Here is a 16,005-nt window from a genome sequence, read left to right on the forward strand (position 1 = left end):
TCGTGGAATTCCTGCCACCCGCCAGCGTTGGCCTCGGTTTTCGGCGGGAATTGATCCCGGCATTAAAAACCGGTGTTCCCGATGCCATCGACTTCTTCGAGATTGCTCCAGAAAACTGGATCGATCTTGGCGGCATCCTGGGGCGCGATCTGCACATTTTCACTGAACGCTATCCCTTCGTCTGCCATGGCCTTTCGCTCTCGATCGGCAGCCCGGCGCCGCTGGACGAGGTATTGTTGCAAAAGATCCGTCAGTTTCTGGATCGACATCAAATCCGCCTCTACACCGAACATCTTTCCTATTGTTCCGACGATGGCCATCTATACGATCTGCTTCCAATACCCTTTACTGAAGAAGCGGTAAAGTATGTTGCGGCTCGGGTTCGCCGCACCCAGAATATTCTGGAGCGACGCATCGCACTGGAAAATGCTTCGTTTTATGTGCAGGCACCCATCGCCGAGATGAGCGAAGCGGATTTTATTCGCGCCGTATTGGTCGAGGCGGATTGCGATCTGCATCTCGACGTCAATAATGTATACGTCAATAGCATCAATCACGCCTACGACCCGATTGAATTTATTCGTGCGATGCCTACCGAGCGCATCGTTTATATGCACATGGCCGGTCACTATAATGAAGCGGAGAATTTGATCATCGATACGCATGGCGCGGACGTGATCGATCCGGTATGGTCATTGCTCGAACAAACTTACCATATTCACGGCGTGGCGCCCACCCTGCTGGAGCGCGATTTCAATATCCCGCCCCTCCACGAACTGGTGCGCGAAGTCGAGCGCATCGGCTTGATCCAGACCCAGCATTATGGGCCGGGCCATGAGTATGCCGCTTCCTGAATTTCAGCGTTTCCAGTACGCTTTCACTGCGCATATACGCAACCCCAGGATAAACCCCTGCCCGCGCGGTATTGACAGGCGGCGCATGGAAATATACAGGAAGCTGGTTTACAACAATCTGGAGAGCTTTCTCCTTACCTGTTTTCCCGTGCTCAAGAAGGTGCTGGGAAAACGGCGTTGGACTCGACTTATGCGCAGTTTTCTTGCCACGCATCGCAGCCATTCGCCTTTTTTTCGCCAGATACCCGATGAGTTCATCCACTTCCTGCAGGGCGAAAAGGCAATACCGGCAAATTATCCGGGATTCGTGCTGGAGCTCGCGCACTACGAATGGGTAGAACTGGCGCTTTCCATTTCAACCCTGGCCCCGGCGTGGGCAGCAATCGACCGGGAGGGTAGTTTGCTGGAACAGCGTCCGATTTTGAATCCCGTTTTCGCTAACCTTCGTTATAACTGGCCAGTACACCGTATTGGTCCCCGCACACGAGTCACGCCAACAGAAACCTATTTGCTCGTATTTCGCAATGCCGATGATCAGATCCAATTCACCGAAATAAACACATTTACGTCACGCCTGATAAATCTCCTGGCTTCTGCCGAGCATACGGGCGAAGCGGCGCTTCAAATCGTGGCCATGGAAAGTCGACATCCCTCGCCCGAGGTCGTGATTCGGGGCGGGCTTGAAATCATGCGCGATTTGATGGCGCGTGGCGCGATACTGGGTGTTTCCAAATAATATAATGTCATTGTTTTCCGTACACTACTCAGTTGGGCAAGCCATAGCCGCTTGCCCATGGAATAAATCGCGATAATATTTTTATCCCGGATGTTTCATAAATTCGCGTGATGATTGCGCAGGATTTTGTTTTGTAGGGAAATTTTGTGAAAGAGTGGCGTAGTTATTCATACGTCCGACTGAACGAAATTTTCATGCGAAACAAAAGACCAGCAAGGGCGCGCGTCAATTTATGAAACGTCCGGGTTATATCATATTCGATGAGAGTCGCCCGATATGAAGCCAAATTTGCTGGATCTCAGGGAAATCACCGACCTTACGCTGGCTCGCTACAACGAACGTGCCGAGGCTTTTTGGACGGGAACGAAAGATCATGACGTCGGGCAAAATATCGCCGCGTTGCTTCAACATATCAAGGCCATTCCGCCCTTCAACATATTGGATTTCGGCTGTGGACCAGGCCGTGATCTGAAGGTTTTTGCAGAACTAGGCCATATCGCAACAGGACTGGAGGGGGCGATAACCTTTGTCGAGATGGCCCGCAGTCATAGCGGTTGCGAGGTATGGCATCAGGATTTTCTCAGGCTCGATTTGCCGGACGGATACTTCGACGGCATATTTGCCAACGCTTCACTGTTTCATGTTCCCACTTCCGAGCTATCGCGTGTATTGAAGGAACTTTGGGCAACGCTGAAACCGGACGGGGTGTTATTCAGCTCGAACCCCCGGGGAAATAACGAGGAGGGCTGGAACCAGGGGCGCTACGGCGTATATCACCATATCGAAAGCTGGCGGCACTACCTCGCCAATGCCGGGTTCGTCGAAATTACCCATTACTATCGCCCTGCCGGCCTTCCATTCGAACAGCAATCATGGCTCGCCAGCGTATGGCGTAAAGTGGCTGCATTACGCTGAGCACTGAGCATGGCTGCAATACGCCACATGAAATCAAAAAAAGACGTAGTGGTGATAGGTGCCGGGGCGGCCGGCATGATGTGCGCAATCGAGGCGGGAAAGCGCGGGCGGTCCGTTCTGGTATTGGAACATGCAAGCAAGCTGGCGGAGAAAATCCGAATCTCCGGTGGCGGACGTTGTAATTTCACCAATCTCCACACCGGCCCGGAAGCTTTTCTCTCGCAAAATCCGCATTTCTGCCGATCGGCATTGTCCCGCTTTACGCCCCAACACTTTATCGCACTGATGGAAAAGCATCGGATTCGCTATCACGAAAAGAAGCTGGGGCAATTATTCTGCGACGACAGTTCCCAGCAAATCATCGACCTCCTGCGACACGAATGCGATAGTGCCGGCGTCGAGTGGGAAATGCCGTGCCAAGTAAGTAATGTAGGCCTACTCGGCGTCAACGATTCCAGGTTCGTGCTGGAAACCGACCGTGGCGCATTGGCAACGGATGCAGTGGTAATTGCTACCGGTGGCCTCTCCATTCCACAAATTGGCGCAAGTCCCTTCGGGTATCGCATCGCGGAGCAATTCGATATCGCGGTTACCCCTCTGCGACCGGGATTGGTTCCGTTGATTTTCGCACCCCAGCAGCTGGCCGGTTTTTCAGGAATTCCTGGCGTTGCGCTTGATGCAGTAGTGAGTTGCAATGGCGCCCGATTCCGCGAGAATCTGTTGATCACGCACCGCGGCTTGAGCGGTCCCGCGATATTGCAGATTTCTTCATACTGGCGGCCGGGATTACCGCTGCATGTCGACCTGCTGCCGGATCTCGACGCGGCGGGGTGGCTGCTCGATCATAAACATAGCACCACGCTGTTATCCAATCTGTTAGCACAGCACCTGCCCCGGCGTTTTGCACGGGTCTGGTGCGAAACGGTCATGCATGGGCAACCAACCGCGCCGGTAAACCAGTACAGTGACAAGCGCTTGAAACAGATCGCCGCACAATTGCACGACTGGCAGGTTATTCCGGATGGGACTGCGGGCTATAGAAAGGCGGAAGTCACGCTCGGCGGCGTGGATACCCGGGAATTATCATCCAAAAGCATGGAAGCGAAAAAGGTGCCCGGGCTTTATTTTATAGGCGAAGTGGTGGACGTAACGGGACATCTGGGTGGGTTCAATTTCCAGTGGGCCTGGGCATCCGGGTATGCCGCCGGTCAGTTTGCATAGTTCCGCCTTCATTCATCACTCCTTCATGAAGCGCATTCTCCGCCGTATCGATACCGATATTTCCCCGCCGAGCAAAATTCATTCCCAACGGTTGAAAATGGTACTGCGTCGCAAGTTTCCCCGGATCATCGAGCAACGCTTGGCATACCCCGGAATGGAATGAACCATATCAACGGCCACGCCCGCCCGAACGCTGCAGTGCGGGCATGCGACCGGCAGCCGGTCCCGTAGATAATCTGGCGGATGGCAGCTTGTTACCTGGCTGGCCTCCCCTTCGTTGATTACGTCCGGGGAGTCCAGGCGGTGAGCGGCGCTGTCCCCCGCCGCCATTTACGATCGGCTCGGCCTTGATTCGCGGGTCTGGCTCGAAGCCAGCGATAATTTCGCTGGATAAATCCCGTTTGATCAGCCTTTCGATATCCGTCAACAGCTTGAGCTCGTCCACGCATACCAGCGACACCGCATCCCCCTCCGCACCTGCCCGCCCGGTGCGTCCGATACGGTGAACATAATCCTCCGCCACGTTGGGCAATTCAAAGTTGACTACATGCGGCAATTCGCTGATATCGATTCCGCGTGCGGCAATGTCGGTGGCTACCAGTACCTGCAGGCTGCCGGTCTTGAATTCCGCCAGTGCCCGCGTGCGTGCGGACTGGCTTTTATTGCCGTGTATGGCAAGCGATGGAATGCCGCTCGCGACCAGATGCTCAGCCAGTTTGTTGGCGCCGTGCTTGGTACGGGTGAATACCAGCACCTGCGACCAGCGGTGCTGCTTGATAAGATGGGCAAGCAGGTCACGCTTCCGCTCACGGTCAACCGGATGCACGATATGTGTCACATTGGCAGCGGTTGCGTTCCGTGCCGCGACATCGATCATGGCGGGTTGGTTGAGCAAGCCTGCCGCCAACGCACGAATGCCGTCGGAAAAAGTGGCGGAGAACAGCAGATTCTGCCTCTGTGCGGGCAGCAGCATGAGTATTTTTTTAATGTCGCGAATGAAGCCCATGTCGAGCATGCGGTCAGCCTCGTCCAGCACCAGGATTTCAACGTGCGACAGATCGAGCGTTTTTTGCTGTACGTGATCCAGCAGACGGCCGGGGGTGGCGACCAGAATATCGACGCGGCTCTTCAGGCGGGTGATTTGCGGATTGATATTGACCCCGCCAATCATTATCATCGAACTCAGCTTCAGGTATTTGCCATATATACGTATGCTTTCCTCCACCTGTGCTGCCAGCTCGCGCGTAGGGACGAGAACCAGCGCGCGTATCGGCGGCCTGCCACTGGATGGCCCCTTGACGCTCCTGTCCGACAAACGATGCAGGATGGGCAAGGTAAATGCGGCGGTCTTGCCAGTGCCGGTTTGAGCCCCGGCCATTAGATCGCCGCCTGCCAGCACTGCGGGGATGGCTTGCAGCTGAATGGGCGTTGGATCGGTGTAGCCGCGTTCATTCACGGCACGAAGGATTTCATCGGACAGACCGAAGGTAGAGAAAGACATAAAACTCCAAGGTAACATCGGCCTGTCGCCTCGATTGCGAGACGACAGTCTTAGGCAGACGGGTAAGTTCGAAAAACAGAATGGACGGCGTGAAGACGTGGAGCGAACGCCGCAGATCGGAATTGTAACAGATCAGGTCCCGTCGCACCGTCGGCGAGATGCTTTTCTTCTACATGAAGACGGAATGAAAACCGCTCGAGGATATCGGAATTTACCAGCTAGCGGCCTGTCGGACTTGAAGAATTGCAGTGAAATATGAACCAGCCAGACGCTTTTACAGCCGATTCCCCCAAGTCCGGCAGGCTGCTAGAGCACGTAGCGTGCCAAGTCTTCACTTTGTGATAAAGTATTGAGTCGCGCATCCACATACGCCGCATCGACGACAACTTTGGTATCACGATGTTTTTCGGCATCGAAGGATACCTCTTCCAGAAGCTTTTCCATCGCGGTATAGAGACGTCTCGCGCCGATGTTCTCGGTTTTCTCATTAACCGCAAACGCAATCTCCGCCAAGCGCTTCACCGCGTCGGGCGTGAATTCCAGCTTGATGCCTTCGGTTTCCAGCAGCGCCTCATATTGACGCGTCAGACAGGCGTCCGTATTGGTGAGGATCTGCACAAAATCGTCAGCGCTAAGACTCGCGAGTTCTACACGAATCGGAAAGCGCCCCTGCAATTCAGGGATCAGGTCGGAAGGCTTGGCAAGATGAAATGCACCGCTCGCAATGAACAGGATATGATCTGTTTTGATCATGCCGTACTTGGTTGAAACGGTAGTGCCCTCCACCAGCGGCAGCAGGTCGCGCTGAACACCCTGGCGCGAGACATCCGCGCCGGAACTTTCGGACCGGCTTGTGATTTTATCGATTTCGTCAAGGAATACGATACCGTTCTGCTCAACATTCTGCACCGCGTGAAGCTTCAATTCTTCATCGTTGACCAGCTTGGACGCTTCCTCATCGATAATGATTTTCAATGCTTCCCGAATTCTCAGCTTGCGGGTTTTCTTCCGCTCTCCGCCGAGGTTCTGGAACATTCCTTGAATTTGGGTCGTCAGTTCCTCCATTCCGGGGGGAGCGAAGATTTCCATATGGGTGTGCGCGGACGACACCTCTATCTCGATTTCCTTATCGTCGAGCTCACCTTCACGCAATCTTTTGCGGAATTTCTGCCGGGTGGTATTTTCCATCTCCCCCACCTCCGTCTGCACACCCATCTCTCTCGCGGCAGGCAGCAGAACGTCAAGGATGCGCTCTTCCGCATGATCTTCCGCACGCGCGCGCATTTTATGCGTTTCCTGTTCACGGGATTGCTTGACGGCGGCTTCCACCAAGTCGCGGATGATCGAATCGACATCCCGCCCGACATACCCCACCTCGGTGAATTTCGTCGCCTCCACCTTAATGAAGGGCGCCCCGGCCAGTTTAGCCAGACGTCGCGCGATTTCGGTCTTGCCAACGCCGGTCGGGCCGATCATTAAAATATTTTTCGGCGTAATCTCCTGTCGAAGGGGATCCATGACCTGCTGCCTGCGCCAGCGATTTCTCAGGGCAATAGCCACGGAGCGTTTGGCGCTGTCCTGGCCGATGATGTGTTTATCCAGTTCGTGGACGATTTCCTGCGGGGTCAGTTGTGACATGATTTCAGGCCGGTGATAAATGCGAGAGGTACGAAGCCAAGGTGAACCAGGGTGGAAGTATGCGATATGCGCGACTATACTGTCCTGCGCTCATTCGTCGAGAGGCATATATTTTTACCCCTGTAATTCATGTCATCTTCCACGGTTATATTCCTCGATTACCGTACAAGTTTTTCAGTTTACTCGAGTACCTCGATAACATGGTTCTGATTGGTATAAATGCACAGGTCGCCGGCGATGACCAGCGCCTTCTTGACGATTTCCACCGGCGTCATACTGGTGTTATCCAACAGGGCACGTGCGGCGGAGTGAGCGTAAGCGCCGCCACTACCAATCGCAGCAATACCGAACTCGGGCTCGATCACGTCGCCCGATCCCGTTATGATGAGCGTGGTAGTCAGGTCGGCGACGACCAGCATTGCTTCCAGCCGCCGTAAAATTCGATCGGTGCGCCAGTCCTTCGCCAGCTCCACCGCCGAACGCATCAGGTGTCCCTGATGCCTTTCAAGCTTACCTTCAAACCGCTCAAACAAGGTAAAAGCATCGGCGGTTCCGCCGGCAAACCCCGCAAGTATCTTTTCATGGTAAAGCCTGCGTACCTTGCGCGCGCTCGCCTTGGCGACAATGGCACCTAAAGTTACCTGGCCATCCCCCCCAAGCGCGACCTGGGCGCCTCGTCGAGCGGAAAGTATGGTTGTGCCGCGATGTTCTAGCATGGAAATTGGCGCGTGATGATTGAGCGAAGATTATAACGCTGATCCGCAGAGAAAACGCAAGCTGTATGGTTGCTGAAGATTCAACTTTTTTCCTTCTTCCTGGCACGTGGATGGGTCGCATCGTAAATCTTCGACAAATGCTGGAAATCCAGATGGGTATAAACCTGGGTAGTGCTGATGCTGGCGTGCCCCAGCATCTCCTGCACAGCCCGTAAATCGCCGCTGGATTGCAACAGGTGCGAGGCGAACGAATGCCGTAGCACATGAGGGTGAATATTGGCGCTGACTCCTTGACGCAGCGCCTGGATTTTCAGCCGCTGATCGATTGATCGGCGGCTGATATTTTTGCCATACCGTGACATGAATAGTCCCGTTTCGCCGGGTTTAGCCAGGGTCTGGCGTTGCTTCATCCATTCGCGCAAGGCTTGCGCCGCCTTGCTGCCAACGGGCACGATGCGCGTTTTTCCGCCTTTACCGATAACTCGCGCTGTGCCGTCGTCCAGACTCAAATCCTCGGGTTTCAGGCCAGCGAGCTCTCCCAACCGTAGCCCGGATGAATAGCACAGCTCGAACATGGCTTTGTCGCGCAATGCCATTAAATCGTCGGAGGCGGGAAACTCAAGCAGCTTAGCGGCCTCGTCGGGTGAAAGGGTGTGCGGCAAGGTTTTTGGCGATTTTGGCGCGCGTATCCCATCGCAGGGGTTGGACGCATAGCCGTGATCCCGCGTCAGATATCTGTAAAAGCCTCGCCAGGCCGACAACATCCTGGCTAAACTCCTGCCGGAAAATCCTTCTCCATGTAGCTGAGCGGCAAACCGGCGGACGTGATGAATTTGCAATCGGTCGAGAGGCGTTTCTTGCGCAAGGTTCAACAAAGCACGAATATCGCGAGCGTAACTTTCACAGGTAAGCGGTGACAAACGCCGTTCTTTGGCAAGATGGAAGAGATAGGCCGAGGCAAGTTCGGCTTGGTGATTACCCGATGTCATGTTGATGGCAGCGTACTTTTCTTATCCTTCAGCACGTGTGAAACGTTTTAATGCGGCGCTTACCAGTTCGCCCAGTTGCGTCAGGTAAATCGTTCCCATCTCCGGGTAAAATCGCTGCGGGTCCTCGCTGGCCATCACCAGCAGACCGATGGTTTGCTCTGCCGACAGGGACACCATCGCAAATGAGCGCAGGCGAACAGCATCTTCTCCGAACCAGTCTCTGATCTCGTCCAACACGTGAGAACCGCAGTAAGGGCGTGACAGGTTTTCAGCCAGAGCATGGGTATCGGGGCTGGTTGGCGCGAACTCGGGTAGCGCGGGGCCTTCGGCAGTCATGTTCCACAACCTCAAGGCCATATGAGGTATGGAAAAATCCTCGCGCAAATGAAAGTTCAACCCATGTAGAAAATCAGCCAGGTGAGCGAATGTGAGGAGCGCTACTGCCAGACGGTGCATTTTTTCGGTAATAGCGCCGTTTTCCTCACCAAATCTGATCAACTCGCCCAATTTATCCTGCAAGATGCGATTCTTGTCCCGAAGGGCGACGATCTGGCGTTCGCTAATGGGAATGGCTCTGCCGCCATGAGGATGCGGAATCTGAATCTCTGCCAGCACATCGGCATATTCTTCAAAAAATTCAGGATGTGTGCGCAGGTATTGAGCGACTTCTTCCGGACTTGATTCCATATTTCTCCCTGTCTGAATTCTTATAAGTCGATCTCTCCATCGAACACGGTGACTGCGGGACCTGTCATCCAGACCGGATGATTTTCGCCTTCCCATCGGATAAGTAAATCGCCGCCGCGAAAACTGACCTCCACTGGTGACTCAAGCACGCCCCGTTGAATTCCCGCTACCACTGCGGCACAAGCGCCAGTGCCACAAGCTAGCGTTTCGCCAGCGCCGCGTTCATATACGCGCAGCCGGATATGATGTCGGCCGATAACCTGCATATAGCCGGCATTCACCCGCTGAGGAAAACGTGAATGACCCTCGATCATCACACCTTCGGTCAATACTGGCGCATCATCTATATCCGGCACCAATTGCACGGCGTGGGGATTACCCATCGACACAACGCTGATTTCCAGTTGTTTGCTGTCGATATCGAGTAGATAAGTCGGTGCGCGTTTTTCGGCGACGAAGGGGATTTCCCGAGGTTCGAATTTGGGCGCGCCCATATTGACAGTGACTTCTCCATCGGCCTCCAGCCTTGGAATTATCACGCCTCCCAGCGTCTCCACGCGGATTTCGCGCTTGCTTGTCATTCCGCGATCATGCACATAGCGAACGAAACAGCGCGCGCCGTTGCCGCACTGCTCCACTTCGCCCCCATCCGCATTGAATATTCGATAGCGATAATCAGCATCGCCTTCCGCGGTTTCTACGAGAAGAACCTGATCACAGCCGACGCCAAAATGGCGGTCGGCAAGCCGCTGTAATTGTTCCGTACTGAGGGAAACCGACTGACTTACGCCATCAATCACAACGAAATCATTGCCGAGGCCATGCATTTTGGAAAACTTGATTCTCATCTGTGACGTGCCGAACTGAATGTAACGTCCGTGTATATGGAAAGTTGCACACGGTCAGGCGTAAAGCGTAGCAGTGTCGGGGAGAGCGTCAATAAGCGAAGCGCACTGCGCCGCATGAGAAAGCCCTCGGTACCATTATCATGCTCGATTCCCTCGCCATCCCTGGCGAACCACTCGCATCCGTGCCTGACGTACCTTTGCGGTATCCAATCCCAAAACGCCATCGTTATGCAAGTGCGAAAGGTGTTCAAGGATTCCGCAGGAATAAACATGGTTTCACTATCATTGATCTTCTTAATACCCGAGTAATTTGGTATTCTACAGACCTTTTACCACTATAGCGGCTGGACAACATGAGTGAATATCTTTTTACTTCCGAATCCGTATCCGAAGGTCATCCAGACAAGGTAGCTGATCAGATTTCCGATTCAATCCTGGATGCTATCCTCACCCAGGATCCCAGTGCACGGGTAGCCTGCGAGACGCTGTGCAGTACAGGCCTGATCGTGATGTCTGGTGAAATTACCACCACAGCCAACGTCGACTATATGCAAGTTGCACGTGCGGCGGTCAAGCGTATTGGTTACGATAGTTCCGATATCGGTTTCGATTATCGTACCTGTGCTGTGCTTACCGCGTTCAACAAACAGTCTCCTGACATTGCGCAAGGAGTCAACCGCACCAAAGAAGAGGAAATGGATCAGGGCGCGGGCGACCAGGGACTCATGTTCGGCTATGCCTGCGACGAGACACCGCAATTGATGCCGATGCCGATTTACTATGCCCATCGCTTGATGGAGCGGCAAGCGGAACTGAGAAAAGATGGGCGCCTGCCGTGGTTGCGTCCAGATGCGAAGTCGCAAGTATCGGTGCGCTATGTGAACGGCATACCGCAGCGGATCGAAACCGTGGTGATATCCACCCAGCATCATCCGGATATTCCTCACGCGCAACTGAGCGAAGCGATAATCGAAGAAGTCATCAAGCCGGTACTTCCGAAAAAAATGCTGAATGGCGAGAGTCGCTACCTCATCAATCCTACCGGACGTTTTGTGGTAGGGGGACCGATGGGCGATTGCGGCTTGACGGGCCGCAAGATCATCGTAGACACCTATGGCGGTACGGCGCATCACGGTGGTGGCGCATTCTCGGGTAAGGATCCTTCCAAGGTCGACCGTTCTGCAGCCTATGCAGGGCGTTACGTGGCCAAGAACATCGTTGCCGCCGGTATCGCCAGCAGATGTGAAGTTCAGATAGCCTACGCCATTGGCGTCGCGCGTCCTGTCTCACTGATGGTGGAAACTTTCGGAACAGGAAAAATTTCCGACGCGAAAATCATCAAGCTGATCGAGCGTCATTTTGATTTGCGACCCCGTGCTATTATTTATACGCTTGACTTGCTGCGTCCGATATACGAGAAAACCGCCGCCTATGGCCATTTTGGGCGTGACGAGCCGGAATTCACCTGGGAAGCCATAGATAAAGCCGCATTGCTGCGCGACGAAGCAGGAATCAAAACCGCGGTAGAGGCTTAGGCAACGACGCGTGCTCAGGCTTGAATTTTCAGATTAGCTTCATCCCTTCGCCATGCCGAGGAGCGCTGCAACGGGCACAGTCCCGCGAGGCTCGGCAGGGAAGGATCGTAACAAACGGCGCTCGTTCATCTTTCAGGAGATAATTTCATGAACGCTGTGCTCAATCCTGCATCCGCATCTGCCTCCACAAGCAAGGGCAGTGAATTTACGGATTATAAAGTTGCCGATATGTCCCTCGCGGAATGGGGGCGCAAGGAAATTGCCATCGCCGAAACCGAGATGCCGGGTCTGATGGCGCTACGCGAAGAATACGCTGGTGCCAGGCCTCTGGAAGGTGCGCGTATTGCCGGGTCCCTGCACATGACCATCCAGACGGCGGTATTGATTGAAACGCTGATCAAGCTGGGTGCGCAGGTGCGCTGGGCGTCATGCAATATTTTTTCCACGCAGGATCATGCAGCCGCGGCCATCGCGGCGGAAAGCATACCCGTATTCGCCTACAAGGGCGAGTCGCTGGACGATTACTGGGAATATACCCACCGCATTTTCGAGTGGTCCGGTGATCAGGCATCGGATGCGAGCAGCGCCCCCAATATGATCCTGGATGATGGAGGCGACGCGACGTTGCTCGTTATCCTCGGCAGCCGCGCAGAAAAAGACCTATCAGTCATAGCCAACCCGACCAATGAGGAAGAACGTGCGTTGTTCGCAGCAATCCGGAAACGGTTGAGCGTCAGCCCCGGTTGGTACTCCAGCAAACGCGATGTTATTCGCGGCGTGACGGAGGAAACCACCACCGGTGTCCATCGCTTGTACGAGATGCAAAAAAAAGGCGAGCTGCCGTTTCCTGCATTCAACGTCAACGATTCGGTGACCAAGTCCAAGTTCGACAATCTCTACGGTTGCCGCGAGTCGCTGGTGGACGGTATCAAACGCGCCACCGACGTCATGATTGCCGGCAAGATTGCGCTGGTATGTGGATATGGAGACGTAGGCAAGGGATGCGCTCAATCCCTGCGAGGTCTGGGCGCTACAGTCTGGATAACCGAGATAGATCCGATATGCGCGCTGCAAGCGGCAATGGAGGGCTATCGGGTCGTATCCATGGACGAAGTTTGCCATCAAGCCGACATTTTCGTCACCGCCACGGGCAATCTGCGCGTTATTACCCATGACCATATGCTGAGAATGAAAGACCAGGCCATCGTGTGCAATATCGGCCATTTTGATTCCGAAATCGATATCGCATCGGTCGAGAAATACCAATGGGAAAATATAAAGCCACAGGTGGATCACGTCATTTTCCCCACAGGTCGCCGCATCATCGTGCTGGCGCAGGGGCGGTTGGTGAACCTCGGCTGTGCCACCGGCCATCCTTCGTTTGTCATGTCCAGTTCGTTTACCAATCAGGTGCTGGCGCAAATGGAGTTATGGCAAAATGGCGCCAGCTATGAGAAAAACGTCTATGTGCTGCCGAAGTACCTGGATGAAAAAGTGGCGCGATTGCACATCAAGAAACTGGGCGTCAAGCTCACCGAATTGACCGAGGAGCAGGCAAGCTACCTGAACCTGGACAAGAACGGGCCGTACAAGCCTGCAATGTACCGGTATTGATTTTCGGCTTTCAAGCGGTTAGGAGGAGATAAGGGGAGTACTCAAATCTTTATCTCCTTCGCCAGCGTGGTCTGGCTCAAATACGCCAAACAAAAATGTCATAAGCCGGTATGAGTATCGTATCGGCCAAGGACACCGGGATCCTGTTTCTATCCTCAGCGTGCTTGCGTGCCACTGGGTATCCTGGATCCGTTTGCGCCCCGCTTCCTGAAAACATTCTCCGATAGTCGACGATGTGCCGATAGCCGATAGGCTTGCAACCACCTAGCGTCACACTATCCCTGTGAATCAACCCGGCGAGTAAAAATGGAATCGCAAAAGAAATTTGCCCCCACCTTCAGTTTCGAGTTTTTCCCGCCGCAAACGCCGGAGGGAATCGAGAAGTTGCGTGCGACGCGCAAGCAACTGGCACAACTCAACCCGAAATTCTTTTCCGTGACCTTCGGTGCAGGGGGATCCACCCGCGACCGAACCCTTGAGACGGTTCTGGAAATTCAGGCAGAGGGTTATGTAGCGGCACCCCATCTTTCCTGTATTGGTGCGACCAGCGAAAACATCCGCGACATGTTGCAAAAATACCGCGACGGCGGTATTCGCCATGTGGTTGCGCTGCGAGGGGACCTTCCCTCGGGCATGGCACAAGGGGGAGAGTTTCGTTATGCAAATGAACTGGTGGCGTTTATACGTGAGGAATTTGATGACGCGTTCCACATTGATGTCGCGTCTTATCCGGAATACCATCCGCAGTCCAACTCGGCTCAGGAGGATTTGCTGAACTTCAAACGCAAGGTTGAAGCGGGAGCGGATTCCGTTATCACCCAGTACTTCTATAATGCGGATGCCTACTTCAGTTTCATTGATGCATGCGAAGCAATGGATATCCGTATCCCTATCGTGCCCGGCATCATGCCGATCAATAAATTTTCACAACTGGCAAGATTTTCGGATGCTTGCGGCGCTGAAATACCTCGCTGGATCAGAAAAAAACTGGAAGGCTACGGTGACGACAGCGCATCGATACGCGCCTTCGGACTCGATATCGTGACCAATTTATGCGATCGGTTGTTGAATGCCGGCGCGCCGGGATTGCACTTTTATACGTTGAACTCGGCGGGGCCGACGACTACCATCTGGCAGCGGCTGGGGTTGTAATTCAGTTTTTACCTGTTTCAGATAGGCTCGGTGCGTTCAACGAGTGAAGCGCATTGCGCTGCAAGAAAATCCCCTTTTATGGATGTCGCTACCTGATAGAGTAGCTCTTGCAGGATGAGTGAAGGCTGCCAAGCTGCAACCCATTATTAAAATCAATGGGTTGCACTACGTTCCACCCATCCTGCCGCGGAGGATAAGATTCAGGTTAAAACGTTGAATCAAGCCGCCTGGGCAGCGTTTTTACTTTCCAGAGGTAATGGGTTAGCCGCATAAGCATAATGTGCGGCGGATTCTGCCGCGCCATGTTCAATTTTCTTGCCCATGTCGGATAACACCGTTTCCAGGGCACCCAGGCTCAGCATGACATTTTCCATTCTGCTGGAATAACCCATCAGGCCGAAGCGCCAGATCTTGCCGGCGAAGTCGCCAAGGCCGGCACCAATTTCGAGGCTATAGTCGGCGAGTAACCTCCGACGCACCTCTTTTTCATCGATTCCATCCGGCACACGCACGGAATTAAGCTGTGGTAGGCGCGATTTTTCCTCCACAAGATATTCCATGCCCAGTGTTTCAAACCCTGCCCTGAGCGCCTTGTGGTTGCGTTGATGACGTGCCCAGGAATGTTCCAGCCCTTCCTCGTGCAGCATTACCAGAGATTCGTGCAGTGCATAGAGCGCGTTTGTGGGGGCGGTATGGTGGTAAGTACGGGAGCTTCCCCAATATCCGAGAAGCAAATTCAAATCCATAAACCAGCTTTGTACTTTTCCCTTGCGATTCTTGACCAGTTCCACCACACGTTCGGAAAAACTGACAGGCGACAACCCCGGTGGGCATGAAAGACATTTCTGGCTACCAGAATAAATTGCGTCGATCTTCCATTCGTCAACCTTGAGTGGTGAACCCCCCAGGGAGGTGACGGTATCAACGATGGTCAAGCAGTTGTGGCGATGAGCGATCTCGCAAAGGGTTTTTGCATCTGACAGCGCGCCGGTGGAGGTCTCGGCGTGAACAAAGGCAACAATCTTCGCGTCAGGGTTCTGCTTCAATGCGTCTTCCAGTTTTTGCGGATCAACCGGCGCTCCCCATTTGTCTTCAACCACCACTGCCGTACCACCGCAGCGTTGCACATTCTCGATCATGCGCCCGCCAAATACGCCATTGCGGCATACAATCACCTTATCGCCGGGGCTGACCATGTTGACAAAGCACATCTCCATCCCAACCGAACCTGGACCCGAAACCGGAAAAGTCAACAGATTTGTGGTTTGAAAGGCATAGCGCAGCAGGCTTTTCAGCTCTTCCATCATGTCCGTGAACACTGGATCAAGATGCCCCAGAGTCGGGCGGGCCATGGCGGACAAGACGCGCGGGTGGGTATCGGATGGTCCCGGTCCCATCAAAGTGCGTTGCGGTGGATAAAATGTACCGATTCTTTTGGCTGGGCCGAAGTGTATTGTCATAGCTGATCCTGAGTTGGGGTGGGCGGAATAATTGAGAAGGAAGATCGATTTTATCAAGTGGGCAGAGAATTTGCTATCAAGATGCCAGAACTGGCCCGTTTTTCTTCCCAGGACATCATTACAATTCGCTGCAGACCGA

At 53.9% G+C, this 16,005-nt stretch carries 16 protein-coding genes and 1 riboswitch; of the genes, 8 read left to right on the forward strand and 8 right to left on the reverse strand.

Annotation, left to right across the window (positions count from 1 at the left end; all coding sequences use genetic code 11):
• Positions 1–2 precede the first annotated feature (2 nt).
• From KJS40_RS01215 to KJS40_RS01235, 5 genes are all read left to right on the forward strand, one after another.
• Complete coding sequence (locus tag KJS40_RS01215) at positions 3–854, forward strand: DUF692 domain-containing protein (RefSeq protein WP_213538748.1); 852 nt, start codon at positions 3–5, stop codon at positions 852–854.
• Positions 835–1,590, forward strand: a complete 756-nt coding sequence (locus KJS40_RS01220) for a putative DNA-binding domain-containing protein (protein ID WP_213538749.1) — start codon at positions 835–837, stop codon at positions 1,588–1,590. The genes KJS40_RS01215 and KJS40_RS01220 overlap by 20 nt, the downstream gene beginning before the upstream one ends.
• 276 nt (positions 1,591–1,866) lie before the next feature.
• Positions 1,867–2,505, forward strand: a complete 639-nt coding sequence (locus tag KJS40_RS01225; protein ID WP_213538750.1) for a class I SAM-dependent methyltransferase — start codon at positions 1,867–1,869, stop codon at positions 2,503–2,505.
• Positions 2,506–2,532: 27 nt separating this feature from the next.
• Positions 2,533–3,726: an NAD(P)/FAD-dependent oxidoreductase gene (locus tag KJS40_RS01230; protein WP_213538751.1), complete on the forward strand. Its 1,194-nt coding sequence runs from the start codon at positions 2,533–2,535 to the stop codon at positions 3,724–3,726.
• Positions 3,727–3,751: 25 nt separating this feature from the next.
• Entirely contained in the window at positions 3,752–3,889 is a 138-nt protein-coding gene (locus KJS40_RS01235; protein WP_213538752.1) for a hypothetical protein, read from the forward strand.
• Between the two features lie 6 nt (positions 3,890–3,895).
• On the opposite strand, the gene KJS40_RS01240 is transcribed toward KJS40_RS01235, so the two are convergent.
• The 7 genes from KJS40_RS01240 to KJS40_RS01270 form a co-directional block, all read right to left on the reverse strand.
• Positions 3,896–5,227, reverse strand: coding sequence for a DEAD/DEAH box helicase (locus tag KJS40_RS01240; RefSeq protein WP_213538753.1), 1,332 nt, complete (start codon positions 5,225–5,227; stop codon positions 3,896–3,898).
• A gap of 306 nt (positions 5,228–5,533) precedes the next feature.
• Positions 5,534–6,865, reverse strand: coding sequence for an ATP-dependent protease ATPase subunit HslU (gene hslU / locus KJS40_RS01245; RefSeq protein ID WP_025041323.1), 1,332 nt, complete (start codon positions 6,863–6,865; stop codon positions 5,534–5,536).
• 179 nt (positions 6,866–7,044) lie between these two features.
• On the reverse strand, positions 7,045–7,581 hold the full coding sequence (gene hslV, locus KJS40_RS01250) for an ATP-dependent protease subunit HslV (protein ID WP_025041322.1): 537 nt from the start codon (positions 7,579–7,581) through the stop codon (positions 7,045–7,047).
• An 80-nt stretch (positions 7,582–7,661) separates the two neighbouring features.
• Positions 7,662–8,570 carry a tyrosine recombinase XerC gene (gene xerC, locus KJS40_RS01255; protein ID WP_213538754.1) on the reverse strand — a complete coding sequence of 303 codons (909 nt, stop codon included), beginning with the start codon at positions 8,568–8,570 and terminating at the stop codon, positions 7,662–7,664.
• Positions 8,571–8,591: 21 nt separating this feature from the next.
• Entirely contained in the window at positions 8,592–9,257 is a 666-nt protein-coding gene (locus KJS40_RS01260; protein WP_213538755.1) for a DUF484 family protein, read from the reverse strand.
• Positions 9,258–9,277: 20 nt separating this feature from the next.
• Positions 9,278–10,105 carry a diaminopimelate epimerase gene (dapF, locus tag KJS40_RS01265; RefSeq protein ID WP_213538756.1) on the reverse strand — a complete coding sequence of 276 codons (828 nt, stop codon included), beginning with the start codon at positions 10,103–10,105 and terminating at the stop codon, positions 9,278–9,280.
• The gene (locus KJS40_RS01270; protein WP_213538757.1) at positions 10,102–10,377 is read right to left on the reverse strand and encodes a hypothetical protein; all 276 of its coding nucleotides are present in this window, start codon (positions 10,375–10,377) and stop codon (positions 10,102–10,104) included. The genes dapF and KJS40_RS01270 overlap by 4 nt, the downstream gene beginning before the upstream one ends.
• An 81-nt stretch (positions 10,378–10,458) precedes the next feature.
• Between KJS40_RS01270 and metK the strand changes: the two genes are divergently transcribed.
• From metK to metF, 3 genes are all read left to right on the forward strand, one after another.
• Positions 10,459–11,640: a methionine adenosyltransferase gene (gene metK / locus KJS40_RS01275; protein ID WP_213538758.1), complete on the forward strand. Its 1,182-nt coding sequence runs from the start codon at positions 10,459–10,461 to the stop codon at positions 11,638–11,640.
• A gap of 51 nt (positions 11,641–11,691) precedes the next feature.
• Positions 11,692–11,770: riboswitch (S-adenosyl-L-homocysteine riboswitch) on the forward strand.
• 17 nt (positions 11,771–11,787) lie between these two features.
• Positions 11,788–13,254 carry an adenosylhomocysteinase gene (gene ahcY / locus KJS40_RS01280; RefSeq protein ID WP_213538759.1) on the forward strand — a complete coding sequence of 489 codons (1,467 nt, stop codon included), beginning with the start codon at positions 11,788–11,790 and terminating at the stop codon, positions 13,252–13,254.
• 306 nt (positions 13,255–13,560) lie between these two features.
• Positions 13,561–14,406 (forward strand): methylenetetrahydrofolate reductase [NAD(P)H], encoded by an 846-nt coding sequence (metF, locus tag KJS40_RS01285; protein ID WP_213538760.1) that lies wholly within the window; start codon positions 13,561–13,563, stop codon positions 14,404–14,406.
• A 218-nt stretch (positions 14,407–14,624) separates the two neighbouring features.
• Here metF and KJS40_RS01290 read toward each other — a convergent pair whose 3' ends face one another.
• Complete coding sequence (locus KJS40_RS01290; RefSeq protein ID WP_213538761.1) at positions 14,625–15,866, reverse strand: alanine--glyoxylate aminotransferase family protein; 1,242 nt, start codon at positions 15,864–15,866, stop codon at positions 14,625–14,627.
• Between the last annotated feature and the right edge of the window lie 139 nt (positions 15,867–16,005).

The organism is Nitrosospira sp. NRS527, assembly GCF_018406445.1.
Taxonomy (GTDB): Bacteria; Pseudomonadota; Gammaproteobacteria; order Burkholderiales; family Nitrosomonadaceae; genus Nitrosospira; species Nitrosospira briensis.

What these genes read in the sequence shown, in the direction of transcription:
- KJS40_RS01220 (WP_213538749.1), top strand. Translation starts at nt 835, where the DNA reads ATGAGTATGCCGCTTCCTGAATTTCAGCGTTTCCAGTACGCTTTCACT.
- KJS40_RS01225 (WP_213538750.1), top strand. Translation starts at nt 1,867, where the DNA reads ATGAAGCCAAATTTGCTGGATCTCAGGGAAATCACCGACCTTACGCTG.
- KJS40_RS01230 (WP_213538751.1), top strand. Translation starts at nt 2,533, where the DNA reads ATGAAATCAAAAAAAGACGTAGTGGTGATAGGTGCCGGGGCGGCCGGC.
- KJS40_RS01235 (WP_213538752.1), top strand. Translation starts at nt 3,752, where the DNA reads ATGAAGCGCATTCTCCGCCGTATCGATACCGATATTTCCCCGCCGAGC.
- KJS40_RS01240 (WP_213538753.1), bottom strand. Translation starts at nt 5,227, where the DNA reads ATGTCTTTCTCTACCTTCGGTCTGTCCGATGAAATCCTTCGTGCCGTG.
- hslU (WP_025041323.1), bottom strand. Translation starts at nt 6,865, where the DNA reads ATGTCACAACTGACCCCGCAGGAAATCGTCCACGAACTGGATAAACAC.
- hslV (WP_025041322.1), bottom strand. Translation starts at nt 7,581, where the DNA reads ATGCTAGAACATCGCGGCACAACCATACTTTCCGCTCGACGAGGCGCC.
- xerC (WP_213538754.1), bottom strand. Translation starts at nt 8,570, where the DNA reads ATGACATCGGGTAATCACCAAGCCGAACTTGCCTCGGCCTATCTCTTC.
- KJS40_RS01260 (WP_213538755.1), bottom strand. Translation starts at nt 9,257, where the DNA reads ATGGAATCAAGTCCGGAAGAAGTCGCTCAATACCTGCGCACACATCCT.
- dapF (WP_213538756.1), bottom strand. Translation starts at nt 10,105, where the DNA reads ATGAGAATCAAGTTTTCCAAAATGCATGGCCTCGGCAATGATTTCGTT.
- KJS40_RS01270 (WP_213538757.1), bottom strand. Translation starts at nt 10,377, where the DNA reads ATGTTTATTCCTGCGGAATCCTTGAACACCTTTCGCACTTGCATAACG.
- metK (WP_213538758.1), top strand. Translation starts at nt 10,459, where the DNA reads ATGAGTGAATATCTTTTTACTTCCGAATCCGTATCCGAAGGTCATCCA.
- ahcY (WP_213538759.1), top strand. Translation starts at nt 11,788, where the DNA reads ATGAACGCTGTGCTCAATCCTGCATCCGCATCTGCCTCCACAAGCAAG.
- metF (WP_213538760.1), top strand. Translation starts at nt 13,561, where the DNA reads ATGGAATCGCAAAAGAAATTTGCCCCCACCTTCAGTTTCGAGTTTTTC.
- KJS40_RS01290 (WP_213538761.1), bottom strand. Translation starts at nt 15,866, where the DNA reads ATGACAATACACTTCGGCCCAGCCAAAAGAATCGGTACATTTTATCCA.